This window comes from Streptomyces sp. NPDC057486 (genome assembly GCF_042802415.1).
Lineage (GTDB): Bacteria > Actinomycetota > Actinomycetes > Streptomycetales > Streptomycetaceae > Streptomyces > Streptomyces yanii.
Genome location: NZ_JBHVEE010000115.1, coordinates 19,359 through 31,872, shown reverse-complemented (window position 1 = coordinate 31,872; position 12,514 = coordinate 19,359). Strand labels below are relative to the sequence as shown.

13 protein-coding genes are annotated in these 12,514 nt (G+C 70.3%); 2 read left to right on the top strand and 11 right to left on the bottom strand.

Annotated elements, in window-relative coordinates:
• Positions 1 to 32 precede the first annotated feature (32 nt).
• The 4 genes from gdhA to ACFU6I_RS36495 all read right to left on the bottom strand — a co-directional run bounded on the left by gdhA (position 33) and on the right by ACFU6I_RS36495 (position 2,993).
• A complete protein-coding gene (gdhA, locus tag ACFU6I_RS36510; protein ID WP_345515191.1) occupies positions 33 to 1,412 on the bottom strand; it encodes an NADP-specific glutamate dehydrogenase in 1,380 nt (459 codons plus the stop codon).
• A gap of 271 nt (positions 1,413 to 1,683) precedes the next feature.
• Entirely contained in the window at positions 1,684 to 1,854 is a 171-nt protein-coding gene (locus ACFU6I_RS36505; RefSeq protein WP_384375031.1) for a hypothetical protein, read from the bottom strand.
• Positions 1,855 to 2,015: 161 nt separating this feature from the next.
• Entirely contained in the window at positions 2,016 to 2,372 is a 357-nt protein-coding gene (locus ACFU6I_RS36500; RefSeq protein ID WP_384375028.1) for a DUF1330 domain-containing protein, read from the bottom strand.
• A 108-nt stretch (positions 2,373 to 2,480) separates the two neighbouring features.
• Positions 2,481 to 2,993: a hypothetical protein gene (locus tag ACFU6I_RS36495; protein WP_384375025.1), complete on the bottom strand. Its 513-nt coding sequence runs from the start codon at positions 2,991 to 2,993 to the stop codon at positions 2,481 to 2,483.
• A 103-nt stretch (positions 2,994 to 3,096) separates the two neighbouring features.
• Here ACFU6I_RS36495 and ACFU6I_RS36490 point away from each other — a divergent pair, with 103 nt between their 5' ends.
• Positions 3,097 to 3,606, top strand: a complete 510-nt coding sequence (locus ACFU6I_RS36490) for an RDD family protein (RefSeq protein ID WP_384375036.1) — start codon at positions 3,097 to 3,099, stop codon at positions 3,604 to 3,606.
• A 115-nt stretch (positions 3,607 to 3,721) separates the two neighbouring features.
• Here ACFU6I_RS36490 and ACFU6I_RS36485 read toward each other — a convergent pair whose 3' ends face one another.
• The 4 genes from ACFU6I_RS36485 to ACFU6I_RS36470 form a co-directional block, all read right to left on the bottom strand.
• The gene (locus tag ACFU6I_RS36485; protein WP_384375022.1) at positions 3,722 to 4,405 is read right to left on the bottom strand and encodes an ABC transporter ATP-binding protein; all 684 of its coding nucleotides are present in this window, start codon (positions 4,403 to 4,405) and stop codon (positions 3,722 to 3,724) included.
• Positions 4,406 to 4,450: 45 nt separating this feature from the next.
• On the bottom strand, positions 4,451 to 5,911 hold the full coding sequence (locus ACFU6I_RS36480; protein ID WP_384375019.1) for an ABC transporter permease: 1,461 nt from the start codon (positions 5,909 to 5,911) through the stop codon (positions 4,451 to 4,453).
• Positions 5,912 to 6,118: 207 nt separating this feature from the next.
• Positions 6,119 to 7,384: an Ig-like domain-containing protein gene (locus tag ACFU6I_RS36475; protein WP_384375016.1), complete on the bottom strand. Its 1,266-nt coding sequence runs from the start codon at positions 7,382 to 7,384 to the stop codon at positions 6,119 to 6,121.
• Between the two features lie 207 nt (positions 7,385 to 7,591).
• Positions 7,592 to 7,993, bottom strand: coding sequence for a hypothetical protein (locus ACFU6I_RS36470; RefSeq protein WP_384375013.1), 402 nt, complete (start codon positions 7,991 to 7,993; stop codon positions 7,592 to 7,594).
• Between the two features lie 109 nt (positions 7,994 to 8,102).
• Between ACFU6I_RS36470 and ACFU6I_RS36465 the strand changes: the two genes are divergently transcribed.
• Positions 8,103 to 8,408, top strand: a complete 306-nt coding sequence (locus ACFU6I_RS36465; protein WP_384375010.1) for a hypothetical protein — start codon at positions 8,103 to 8,105, stop codon at positions 8,406 to 8,408.
• Between the two features lie 321 nt (positions 8,409 to 8,729).
• Here the strand turns inward: ACFU6I_RS36465 and hutH are convergent, their stop codons facing one another.
• The 3 genes from hutH to ACFU6I_RS36450 form a co-directional block, all read right to left on the bottom strand.
• Positions 8,730 to 10,280: a histidine ammonia-lyase gene (hutH, locus tag ACFU6I_RS36460; protein WP_384375007.1), complete on the bottom strand. Its 1,551-nt coding sequence runs from the start codon at positions 10,278 to 10,280 to the stop codon at positions 8,730 to 8,732.
• A gap of 90 nt (positions 10,281 to 10,370) precedes the next feature.
• Entirely contained in the window at positions 10,371 to 11,552 is a 1,182-nt protein-coding gene (locus ACFU6I_RS36455) for a diguanylate cyclase domain-containing protein (RefSeq protein WP_384375004.1), read from the bottom strand.
• An 86-nt stretch (positions 11,553 to 11,638) separates the two neighbouring features.
• Entirely contained in the window at positions 11,639 to 12,451 is an 813-nt protein-coding gene (locus ACFU6I_RS36450) for an enoyl-CoA hydratase/isomerase family protein (protein WP_384375001.1), read from the bottom strand.
• Between the last annotated feature and the right edge of the window lie 63 nt (positions 12,452 to 12,514).

Below are 12,514 nucleotides of genomic sequence, written 5' to 3'. Positions count from 1 at the left end.
GCGGCCGGGCCGGCGGTGCGTACGGCGCGGGGTCAGATGAGGCCCTGCGCGAGCATGGCGTCCGCGACCAGTTCGAAACCGGCGATGTTCGCGCCGACCACGTAGTTGCCGGGGCTGCCGTAGCGCTCCGCCGTGGTGAAGCAGGAGTCGTGGATGTGGCGCATGATCTCCGCGAGCCGCTCCTCGGTGTGCGCGAAGGTCCATGAGTCGCGCGACGCGTTCTGCTGCATCTCCAGCGCGCTGGTGGCCACTCCGCCCGCGTTGGCGGCCTTGCCGGGGGCGAAGGCGACGCCCGCTTCCTGGAGGACCCGCACGGCCTCCGGGGTGGTGGGCATGTTGGCGCCCTCGGCGACCGCCTGCACCCCGTTGCGTACGAGCGTCAGCGCATCGGCCTCGTGGAGTTCGTTCTGCGTGGCACACGGCAGTGCCACGTCGCAGGGGACGTTCCACACGCCCGTGCCGGCGACGAAGCCGACATGCGCGCCGCGCCGTTCCGCGTACTCCGAGACCCGGCCGCGACCGGCCTCCTTGACCTCCTTGAGCAGGGCGAGGTCGATGCCCTTCTCGTCGACGACATAGCCGTCGGAGTCGGAGCACGTCACCACGGTCGCACCGAGCTGCTGGGCCTTCTCGATCGCATAGATCGCGACATTGCCGGAGCCCGACACGACGACCCGCCGGCCGTCGAGGGATCCGCCCCGGCTCCTGAGCATCTCGTCGGTGAAGAGCACACAGCCGTAGCCGGTGGCCTCGGTGCGCGCCTGGGCACCGCCCCAGCCCAGGCCCTTTCCGGTGAGCACACCGGACTCGTACCGGTTGGTGATCCGCTTGTACTGGCCGAACAGATAGCCGATCTCGCGGCCGCCGACGCCGATGTCACCGGCCGGGACGTCCGTGTACTCGCCCAGGTGGCGGTGGAGTTCGGTCATGAACGACTGGCAGAACCGCATGACCTCGGCGTCGGAGCGGCCCTTCGGGTCGAAGTCGGCGCCGCCCTTGCCCCCGCCGATCGGCATGCCGGTGAGGGCATTCTTGAAGATCTGCTCGAAGCCGAGGAACTTCACGATGCCGAGGTCGACCGAGGGGTGGAAGCGCAGTCCGCCCTTGTACGGTCCCAGGGCGCTGGAGAACTCGACCCGGAAGCCGCGGTTCACATGGATGTCGCCGGAGTCGTCCGACCACGGCACTCGGAAGATGAGCTGACGCTCCGGCTCGCAGATGCGCTCGATGATCCGCGCGTCCACGAACTCCGGTCGCTTCGTCAGGACCGGGCCGAGCGTCTCGAGGACTTCCCGTACCGCCTGATGGAACTCGCTCTCGCCCCGATTGCGCCGCAGGATCTCCGCGTACAGCGGCTCGATGACACGGATCTCGGCTGCGTGCGGCTCAGAGGAAACAGGGGTGGCCGGCATCTGATCAAGACCTTCCATGGGTCGGCAACATGCGCGAAGGCGCCCCTGTCCCGAGGGGCACCGCCGGTCCCCCTCCCCATTGAGGACGTCACCCAGACTTCGTGAGAAGTGCACTCACCAATGCGACGTACGGGACCGTTGTGACGTACCGATTGTCCCAGGGGAGCCGCACGATCCTCGGCCGCATCCACATACTGAGCTTTCCCCGGGCCTTCCGGCACCGGGCGTACGGCGCAATCCACACCGGATGCGGCCGGTCGGGGCGCACGGGTCAGGCCTCCTCGCGCCTGTCCCGCAGCATCCACAGCCGCACGCCGGACGCGAGGACGACGACGCCCGAGACGACGCTCAGGGCGATGTGCAGCCCGGTGTCCTCCATCAGGTTCAGGCCGACATTGGCGACGACTGCGAGACAGAGCACGAGCCAGAGCAGCGGCTTCATGGGGTTCCCTCCGTGGTTGATCCGATGTGTTCCATCCTCCCGGGCGGGGCGCGCCGCAGCGAGGGACCCCCCACCCGGAACGGGGGTGTACTCAGCTACACCTCGGCTCGGAGCCTGCAGTTCCGCGGGGCTCAGCCGTGGCGGCTGCCGGCCATGGCCCGTCAGGCATGTACGGCCGCTGCCGCCGCTCGCATCGCGGCCGCGGTCGTCGACGCGTCGTACTCCGGTCCGACGCCTTCGACGAGCACCGCATCGCCCGCCATGTTCCGGGTCCGCAGCGGCAGCAGTTCCCGGTAGGCGTCCGACTCGTACCAGCCGCGGGCAGCCGTCATGCTCGGGAACCCGATGACGACGAGCGCACCCGGCCAGTCGCCCTCGATGACCTCGACCTGCGCGCCGTGGACGAGGAAGCGGCCGCCGAAGGGCTCCATGGTCGACTGGATGCGCTCGATGTAGGTGAGAACCTCCTCGCAGGGGTGGGCGGCGGGGTGCAGGTGGGCTATGGCGTATGCGGTCATGGTCTCGCCCTCCGGGATCTGCGTGCTGCCGTGTATCCGTCAGCCGGTGTGCACCATGCTGCTCGGGGGCGTGCGGAGCGTCGATTACCTCCGGGGTAGGGGCGGGGCTCAGTCGGCGATGCCCAGGTCCTCCCGCATCAGCTCCCGCATCGTGTCGAGGTACGGGCTCGCCGCCCCCAGGTTCTCCAGGATCCGGGTCACGGTCTCGCCGTCGCGGGCGAGACCGCGATCGAGGCGCTTGACGGCTCCGTCTGCGTTCGCGAGGACCTGGTTGAGGTCACGGGAGGCCTGCAGGATCCGCTCCGGGACGATCATCTGCGCCTCGGCGTATCGGTCGCGGTGGTCGAGGCGGGCCTCTTCGAGCTGGGTGCGTTCCTGCTCCGTATAGACGCCGTCCCTGATCCGGTGCAGGGCGTCCTTGAGAAGTGTGTGGAATTGCCGTGAGGCCCGGTTCATGGCCGTGTACTGGGCGCGTCGCTCCTCGAACCTGCGCCGTGTGTCGGCCAGTTCGGCCTCCTCCTTGCGCTGCCGCGCGGTCATTCGGTGCGCGAGCATCGGCGCGAACAGGGTGCCGAGCACACCGACGACTGCGGTGATCATGGCGGTGATGGCAGCGGTCATGACTGTGAGATTAATGCGATGGGCGGAGGGGAACAGACATGATGCTGGCATGACAACACCGCCCATCACGCCGCTGCCCCGTACCCCACCGCGCGCCGGGGACATGCGCCGCTTTCTCGCCGTCGGGCTCGACTGCTACCTCTGCCTGCTGACCGTCGGCTTACTGGCCCGGTCGCATGCCGATGCGGCCACCGGACCACAGCTCGCCGGCCTGATCCTCGGACCGGCGCTCGTGTTCTCGTTCCTCAACCAGGTGGTGCTGACCGCGCTCGTCGGGGCCGGTGCGGGCAAGCTCATCATGGGCATACGCGTCGTCAGACTGCCCGACGCCGGTCGCCCCGGCCTCGGGCGGCTGACCCGGCGCTGGCTCCACGGGCTGGCCCGGCTGCCGCTGCAGCCCTGGTACTGGCTGCGCCCGTTGCGCTCCGGCTTCTCCGGCACGGGCGAGGGGCCGCGCCCCGCGGGCAGCACCCCGCCCGGCCGCCCGCGCGCGGACCCGTCCGCCGACCTCTCCGGACTGCGCCAGGTCCGCCGCAGCGACCTCGCCGCGTACCGGGCCGCCTGCGAAACCGTGTACGGAACCGCCAACGCCGGGCAGGGGCAGCGGCGTTAGCGCCGTTGTCCCTGCCCGGAAGGCCGGCGTGCCCGAGCCGGTGCGTCCGTGCGTCACGCGTACGCGTCCGTACGCCGCCATCTGCGTCCGTACGCCCTGTCGTGGCGTCCGTGCGTCAGGCCGCCGCGTTCTCCGTGATCGTGACACGGCCCTTGCGGATGGTCGCCAGCCGCGGCGCCCTGCGGGCGATCGCGCTGTCGTGGGTGACCATGATGAAGGTCAGCCCGTGCTCCTTCCACATCGTCTCCAGCACCTCCATGACCTCGTCGCGCATCGATTCGTCGAGGTTGCCGGTGGGCTCGTCGGCGAGCAGCACCTTCGGCTGCTTGACCAGGGCCCGTGCGATCGCCACACGCTGCTGCTGCCCGCCGGACATCTCGCTCGGGAGGTGTCCGAGCCGCTCACCGAGTCCGACGGAGTCCAGCGCCTCCGCGGCCCGCCTGCGCCGGTCCGCAGGCCTGCCGCCGAGCGGGACGAGCGCCGTCTCGACGTTCTCCTGCGCGGTCAGCGTCGGGATGAGGTTGAAGCTCTGGAAGACGAAGCCGATGTTCTGTGCGCGCACCTTGGTGAGCTTGGCCTCGCTGAGCTTCGCGAGGTCCACACCGTCGAGTTCGACGCTGCCGGCCGTCGGACGGTCCAGACCGCCGAGCATCTGCAGCAGCGTGGACTTGCCTCCGCCGGTGGGGCCCTGGATGACCAGGCGGCCCCCGTCCTCGATGGTCAGATCGACGCCGGCGAGCGCATCGACGGTGGACTTTCCGCGCGTATAGCGCTTGGTGACGCCGCTGAGCGTGTACATGGGTCAACTCCTGCTGGACTGAAAGGGGTGGGGCTCGCGGACGGGCTATTCGACGCGGCGCAGTGCGTCCGCGGGGCGCAGCCGGGAGGCCCGCCAGCCGCCGAACGCGCCGGCGATCAGCCCGCCCGCCACGGCCAGCGCGACGGCGATGAGGATGGTGGAGAGGGAAACGGGTGCGGTCAGCGCGATGTCGAGGGACTTGGACGCCGCCTGCCGGGCAGGTCCGCCCATGCCGCCGGGGCCGCCGGCCATACCGCCACCGCCGCCCGAACCACCGAGCTGCGCGGTGAGGGTGGGGCTGATGGCCGTCACGACGTACGCGCCGGCCAGGCCGACCGCGATGCCGAGGACACCGCCCATCAGACCGTTGACGAGGGCCTCGCCGACGACCTGGCGGGTGACCCGGCCGCTCTTCCAGCCGAGCGCCTTCAGCGTGCCGAACTCCCGCACCCGGCGGCTGACCGCGGAGGAGGTGAGCAGTCCGGCGACCAGGAAGGCGGCCACGAGGACCGCGATCGACAGCCACTTGCCGACGCTGGTGGCCAGGTCGGAGGCGGTGGACAGGGAGCCGGAGACGGTGTCGGCGAGGTCCGCGGAGGTGGTGACGGTCGTGCCCGAGATGTTCTTCTGGATGGCGGACTTGACGCTGTCGATCTGCTGCGAGTCGGCGGCCTTGACGTAGACCGTGGTGACCTTGTTCTTGGCGTCGGCGAGGGTCTGCGCCTGCTTCAGCGGGATGTAGAGGTTGGCGGCCGCATCGCCGCTGTCCGCCGTCGAGACACCGACGATCTTGTACTTGGTCCCGGAGACGGTCACGGTCTTGCCGACCGCGAGCTTCTTCTGCTTGGCGTACGCGGCGTCGACGACCGCGACCTCGGCATCGGTCTCGGTGGCCTTGAACGTACGGCCCTTGGTGATCTTCGACGAGGTCAGCGGGCCGAGGTCCTGCTTGGTGACGTCGGTCCCGTACACGGTGTACGAGTTGACGTCGAACGAGGCGCCGCCGCCCTGGACCTCACCCTGCGGCTGCGTCGTACCGCCCTCGCCGCCGGGGCCGCGCTGGTCGGTGGCGCCCGCGTTCCCGTTCTGCTTGAACTCGCCGCGCTTGAACTGGCCGTCCACCTTGAGGACGTTGAGGCTCAGCCCACCGACGGCGTCCGCGACGCCGCTCTGCTTGCCGACCTTGTCGACGGTGGTGGAGGACAGCGTCTGGAAGCCCTGGACCATGACGCGGTCCGAACTCTGCTCCGAGTCATCGCCCTTGGCGTCGAACTCGAACCTGGGGCGCTGACTGCTGGAGCCCGGAGCGGCGGCGGCCTTGGTGACCGTCATGTCCGTGCCGAGGCCGTACAGCGATTCCAGGACCTTGTCCTGGGCCTTGCTCATGCCCGAGGAGACGGAGCTGACGATGATGACCAGCGCAATGCCCAGGGCGAGCCCCGAGGCGACGACCAGCGCCGCCTTTCTGCGGCGGCGCAGCTCGCGCCGGAGGTAGGTGAAGAACATGACGCGACGCTATGGATCGGTTGTGATGGCGGGTTAAGGCCACGATGAGATCCGGATGAGAAGGCTTCCGTACGACGAAGGCGGCGGCACCGGGGATCCGAGGGGATCCGTGGTGCCGCCGCCCTGCGTACGTACGTGGCGTCGGGGATTGCGCGGGTACGCGGTCGAACGTGGGACACGGAGGGCGTCCGGGGACGCCCACCGGGGTCAGACTGCGGAGCCCGCCTGCCAGTCGGCCCAGTTCAGGTTCCAGCCGTTGAGGCCGTTGTCGGGGGTGATGGTCTTGTCCGGGGAGTTCTTGACGATGACCACGTCGCCGACCATCGAGTTGTTGTAGAACCACGCGGCGGGCTGGTTGGCGTCGCCCGCACCCTTGACGTCGGCGAGGCCGACGCAGCCGTGGCTGGTGTTGGCGCTGCCGAAGACCGACCGCGCACCCCAGTAGTTGCCGTGGATGAAGGTGCCCGACGAGGACAGCCGCATGGCGTGCGGCACGTCCTTGATGTCGTACTCACCCTTGCCATCGGCGTCGGTGAAGCCGACCGTCGCACCGTTCATCCGGGTCTCCTTGAACTTCTCGGAGATCACCATCTGACCGTTGTACGTCGGGTTGTCCGGGGAACCGGCCGAGATCGGGATGGTCTTGATCGTCTTGCCGTTCTGGGTGACGGTCATCGTCTTCGCCTTGGCGTCGACCGTCGAGACCTGGTTGCGGCCGACCTTGAAGGTGACCGTCTTCTGCTGCACACCGAAGACGCCCGTCGAGCCCTCGACGCCGTCCAGCGCCAGCTTCAGCGTGACGGTGGAGCCGCCCGTCCAGTACTGCTCGGGACGCAGGTCCAGACGCTGCGAGTTGAACCAGTGGCCGACGACCTGCTGGCCGCTGCTGGACGTCACGGTGATCCCGGCCTGAACGGCCTTCCTGTCCGTGATCGGCTTGTTGAAGTTGATCGAGACCGGCATGCCGACGCCGACCGTGGAGCCGTCCTCGGGGGTGAAGTTCCCGATGAAGCTGTTGGCGGGCGACACCGTGGTGAACGAGGAGTTCTCGTGCGCCTCGCGGCCCTTCGAGTCCTTGGCCGTCGCGTTGATCTTGTACGTGGTCGAGCGCTCCAGCTGCCCGTTCGGCTGCCAGCTCGTGCCGTCGGCCGCCAGGGTGCCCTGGACGCTCGCGCCGGCCGACGTGGTCATGGTGACCTCGCTCAGCTTGCCCTTGGTGACGGTGACCTTGGCGTCGTTGTTGATGCTGGCGTTGGTCGCGCCGTTCTTCGGCGAGATCGCTATCTGCGCCTCGGAGGCGTCCTGGGCTGCCGCCTTGTCGACCGCTGCTGCCTGCGACTTCTTCGAGCTCTCGGCGCTCGCCTTGTCCCCGCCGTCGCTGCAGGCAGTGAGTACCAGAACGCCGCCGAGCAGTGCGGACGCGGCCATCAGGCCCCTGCGTCGTTTGCTGTCCGTCATCACACGCTTCTCCATCGTTGCCGTATCCCCCATAACCCCGAGCAGAGCCGCCGGCCGGCGGTACCCCGTCAATGTTCCAAGAACACCCAGGAAAGGCCCTCAGTTCCACATCCGTCAAAGATGTGGGGAACACCACTCATCGACGCAGCCGTGGCAGCTGTGGTTCCAGGGCCGAACGCCTGGTGGCCCCGACCCACCGGGAACGGGCCGGGACCGGTGTGTTCACCGGCCGGACCGCTGTTCCCCGTCGTCGTGTTCCTCCCCATTGTGCGCGATGTCGTCCTCGTCGCCGTAGCCCTCGTCCTCGTCGTCGAGGTCCCAGGCGTCCGGCTCCTCGGGGTCGTAGTCGACGATCTCGCTGGTCCAGGAGGCCTGGGCCAGCTCGACCCCCGGCACCTCGGCGACCAGATCGAACGGGTCGATGAGGGAGGCGAGGGCCTCCGCCCCGTCTTCCCGTACCGCGGACTCGGCATGCATGCGTTCCTCGGCCGACTCGCCGCCGGGCTCGCCGTACTCGGCGGCGATGCTCTCCAGTGCCGTACCGCTGAGGGCGTCCGCGTCGGTGATCTCCAACACCATCTCCACGCGAAGACGAACAAACCGTGATGTCTCTGAAGTGCTCATACGCCGGAGCGTAGGGCCAAGGGCTCCCCCGGCTTTCCCGCGACCCGCTGCTTTCATTAGCATCGGCGCAGCCGGCTAACTCACCGCTGTCACAAGGGGGATCGATTCCGTGACCATGGCCCGCCGTCCGCTCCTGACCGCCACCGCGGCGGCCACGCTGCTGTGCGCCCTGTGGTTCGTCCCGTCGGCCAACGCGACGGACGACGCCGACGGCGTGGCCGGTGCGCCGAGCAGACCGGCGGTCACGAGCACCGGGGACGACGCGTCCGGGCCGGCGCTCGCCGAGACCGGAGCCGGGGTCGACACCACTCCGTATCTGATCGGTGGCACAGCGTTCCTGGTCGTCGGCGCGGCGTTCGTCGCCCACTCGGGGCGCCGCGCGGGCGCGTTGTCCTCGATCGCCGGACGGGCTTGAGGGACGGGTCCGGCCGGCAGACACACCGGATGCCCCGGGAGGCGCCCGCACAACATCGCCGGCCGCCCGAAGGGCGTGGCCCCGGCGTCCGGCGCATGGGACCGCAAGGCGCCCTGATGCCGAGTGGCGGAGCCACGTGGGCATCAGGGCAACGCCGCGGGCCGGACGGGGGCTTGTGCACGCACACCAGCCGCTGCGCGGCGGGCCGCTCCCCGATCCGGCCCGCTCCGAACGAGAGACCGGGCGTATTCGGGCGTTCCGACAACGCAGCGAGGTGCCGTAGCTGTCGTCGTGCGCCCGCCAGGGATTACGGGACAGCCCTTAGGCCAGTGCGCCGGTGACCGGCTCCACCGCAGCCACCAGCTTCCCGCTCCGCACGAACGCGTCCGCGGCAGCCAGGTCCGGCGACAGGAACCGGTCCGGGCCGGGCCCCTCGACACCGGCCGCCCTCAGCGCCTCGATCACGGCGAGGGAAGCGGGCGCGGGGGCGAGCCCCTGGGCGGCACGCAGTTCGATGGCGCGAGTCGCCGCGTACAGCTCGACGGCGACGATCCGGCCGAGGTTCTCCACCGCGGTACGGAGCTTGCGCGCCGCCGACCAGCCCATGGAGACGTGGTCCTCCTGCATCGCGGAGGACGGGATCGAGTCCGCCGACGCCGGGACCGCGAGCCGCTTCATCTCACTGACCAGGGCCGCCTGCGTGTACTGGGCGATCATCAGACCCGAGTCGACACCGGCGTCGTCGGCGAGGAACGGCGGGAGCCCGTGCGAACGGTTCTTGTCCAGCAGCCGGTCCGTGCGGCGCTCGGTGATCGAGCCGAGGTCCGCGGCGACGATCGCCAGGAAGTCGAGCACGTAGGCCACCGGGGCGCCGTGGAAGTTGCCGTTGGACTCGACGCGGCCGTCCGGCAGGACGACGGGGTTGTCGACGGCGGAGGCCAGCTCGCGGTCGGCGACGATCCCGGCGTACGCAAGGGTGTCCCGCCCGGCGCCGTTGACCTGGGGCGCGCACCGCACGGAGTAGGCGTCCTGGACACGCGGGGCGTCGTCCTGGTGGTGGCCGGTGAGGCCGGAACCGGCGAGCACCCGCAGCATGTTGTCGGCGCTGACGCCCTGGCCCGGGTGCGGGCGGATGGCGTGCAGCTCCGGGGCGAGGACCTTCTCCGTGCCGAGCAGCGCCTCCAGGCTGAGCGCGGCGGTGATGTCGGCGGAGGTGTAGAGGTTCTTCAGGTCGGCGAGGGCCATCACCAGCATGCCGAGCATGCCGTCGGTGCCGTTGAGGAGGGCGAGGCCCTCCTTCTCGCGCAGTTCGACAGGGGCGATGCCGTGCGCGGCGAGGAGCTCGCCGGCCGGGCGCACGACACCGTCGGGGCCCTCCGCGTCACCCTCACCCATCAGCGTCAGGGCGCAGTGCGAGAGCGGTGCCAGGTCGCCGGAGCAGCCGAGCGAGCCGTACTCGTGCACGACGGGGGTGATGCCCGCGTTCAGTACGTCGGCCATGGTCTGGGCAACCTCGGGACGGACGCCGGTGTGGCCGGAGCAGACCGTCTTCAGGCGCAGGAACATCAGGGCCCGCACGACCTCGCGCTCGACGCGCGGGCCCATCCCGGCCGCGTGCGAGCGGACGATGTTGCGCTGGAGCTGGGCCCGCAGGTCGGGGCTGATGTGCCGGCTGGCGAGCGCGCCGAAGCCGGTGGAGACGCCGTAGACAGGCTCGGGCTTGGCGGCCAGCGCGTCCACGATCTCGCGGGCGGTGGCGAGCGCGCTGACTGCTGCTGCGGAGAGCTCGACGCGGGCTCCCGCGCGAGCCACGGCGATGACGTCCTCTGCGGTGGTACCGGACGTCCCCACCACGACTGTATGCATATCCATATTCAGAAGCGTACGGACTGAAACTCTCCATGTCACTAGTGGTCGCGTGGTTGACCCCTTACCGATCCCGGCCGCGGTTCCGCACGAGTGCTACGGACGGCTGCCGCGCAGCCGGCGGCGATCGTGGGCGGACTTCGGCGGCGAGTCGGCCAGCCGAATGACCTCGCCGTCCCGCCCCGCCACCACCGGTTTCGTCGAGCGGGCCGCCTTCGCCCGGTACTGGGCGGCGTCCGCCAGCCGGAAGAGCCGCCGGGCCGAGACCACCGGACCGATCGGGTCGCCGGTGGATGCGATCCCGCAGGCGACCCCGTCGCCGTGCTCCAACTCCGATGCGCGGTCGCAGAGTTCGGTGGCCACCCGGATCACCTCGTCCGCCTCGGGGCCCACGGCGAGCAGACAGAACTCGTCACCGCCGAGGCGGGCCGCGAGCGCGCCCGGCAGCATCGCGCCACACCGTGACAGCACCGAGCCGAAACGTTCCAGCAGTCGGTCGCCGACCGCGTGGCCGAGCGTGTCGTTGACCCCCTTCAAGCCGTTCAGGTCGCAGACGACCAGGCTGACCACCGAGCCGTCGGCACGGTGCCGTTCCACCGCCTCGTCGAGTCGCGTATCGACGAGGCGGCGGTTGGCCAGCCCCGTCAGCGGGTCGGTGAAGGCGAGCTTGCGGACCTCTTCGAGGCGCTCGGTCTGGGAGATCCCGGCGGCGACGACGGCGGCCAGCACGGTCGCGAAGTCCGCGTCCTCCCGCCCGAACACCGGCTCCCCCACCGGTCGCGCCACATAGAGCTCACCCCAGGCCCTCCCGTGCAGCACGATCGGCGCGACCACACAGCAGCCGCGCCGGCGGCGCCGCAGAGCCGCCACGCGCTGATGGTAGTAACCGGTCCCGTGTCCTCCCCCACCCGCCGATTCCGCGTCGGACGCGGCACCGTCCTCACCGACCGGCCCGTCGGCCGTCTCCACCCAGGCATCCGGTTCACCACCCCCCGCCCACCGCTCGTGCAGGAACTCGGTGATCTCCGGGAACTCGTGCACCGGGTACGTCTCCTCGTCGGGGAACTCCTCCTCCCCCTCGGCCCGTTCACCCGCGTTCACCAGCACCCGGAGCCGCCCCGGCCCGCGCTCCCACACCGAGAGCGCGGCAAAACTGCCGCCCAACGCCTCGCACGCACCCAGCGCGGCCGCCCGCCAGGACTCGCGCGGGGTATGCGCCGCAGCCATCGACTGCGCAAGCGATACGACGGCCCGCAGCCGCACATCCTCACCACCCATCGTTACATCGTATGTAGATCTGTGGTGATTTGATCAACTTGAAGCCACGAATCAGCCGCTCTGCGCGTCGGAACCATGACGTACCGTTACTCGCCGGGCCAGTTCGGCTTCCGCTTCTCGTTGAACGCGGCCACGCCCTCGGCCCGGTCCCCCGAGAAGGCCACCGAGCGCCAGGCCGCGTCCTCCACTTCCAGTCCGGCCCGCAGATCGAGCCCGTGGCCGAGCCGCAGCGCACGCTTCGCAGCGCGCAGACCCACCGGCGAGTTGGCGGCGATCCGCCCGGCGAGCGCGAGCGCCCGCGTCCGGTCCTCCCCGGCCTCCACCAGCTCGTCGACGAGCCCCAACTCCCTTGCCTCAGCGGCCTCCACCCGCCGGGCGGTGAAGACCAGCTCGGCGGCGCGCGCCGCGCCGACCCGGCGCGGCAGCAACTGGGTACCGCCGCCCCCCGGGATGACGCCGACCGACACCTCCGGCAGCCCCACCACGGCGGTCCGGTCGGCGACGATCAGATCGCAGGAGAGAGCCAGCTCGAATCCGCCGCCGAGGGCGAACCCGTGCACGGCGGCGACCGTCGGCATCGGCAGGTCGAGGACGCCGGTGTAGGCGGCACGGGCGGTGGGCCGCTGCCGCACCAGCTCGGCATCGGTGAAGGAGTTCCGCTCCTTGAGGTCCGCGCCCACGCAGAAGGCGCGCTCGTGGCTGGAGGTGAGGACGGCGACCCGCACGGCGGGGTCGGCGGCGAGCGCCGCACAGGCGGCACCGATCGAGCGGGCCATGTCCGTGGACACGGCGTTCATGGCCTTGGGCCGGTCCAGAACCAGTTCGGCGACATGGTCCTGGCCCTCGTGGACCCGTACGACGACGAACTCCCCGAACCGCTGCTCGGACGTGACGGTCATGACTGCACCCCTCCGGTTAACGAGCGTTACCGGAGGGATCCTAGGGGGTGTACGCGACCGCGC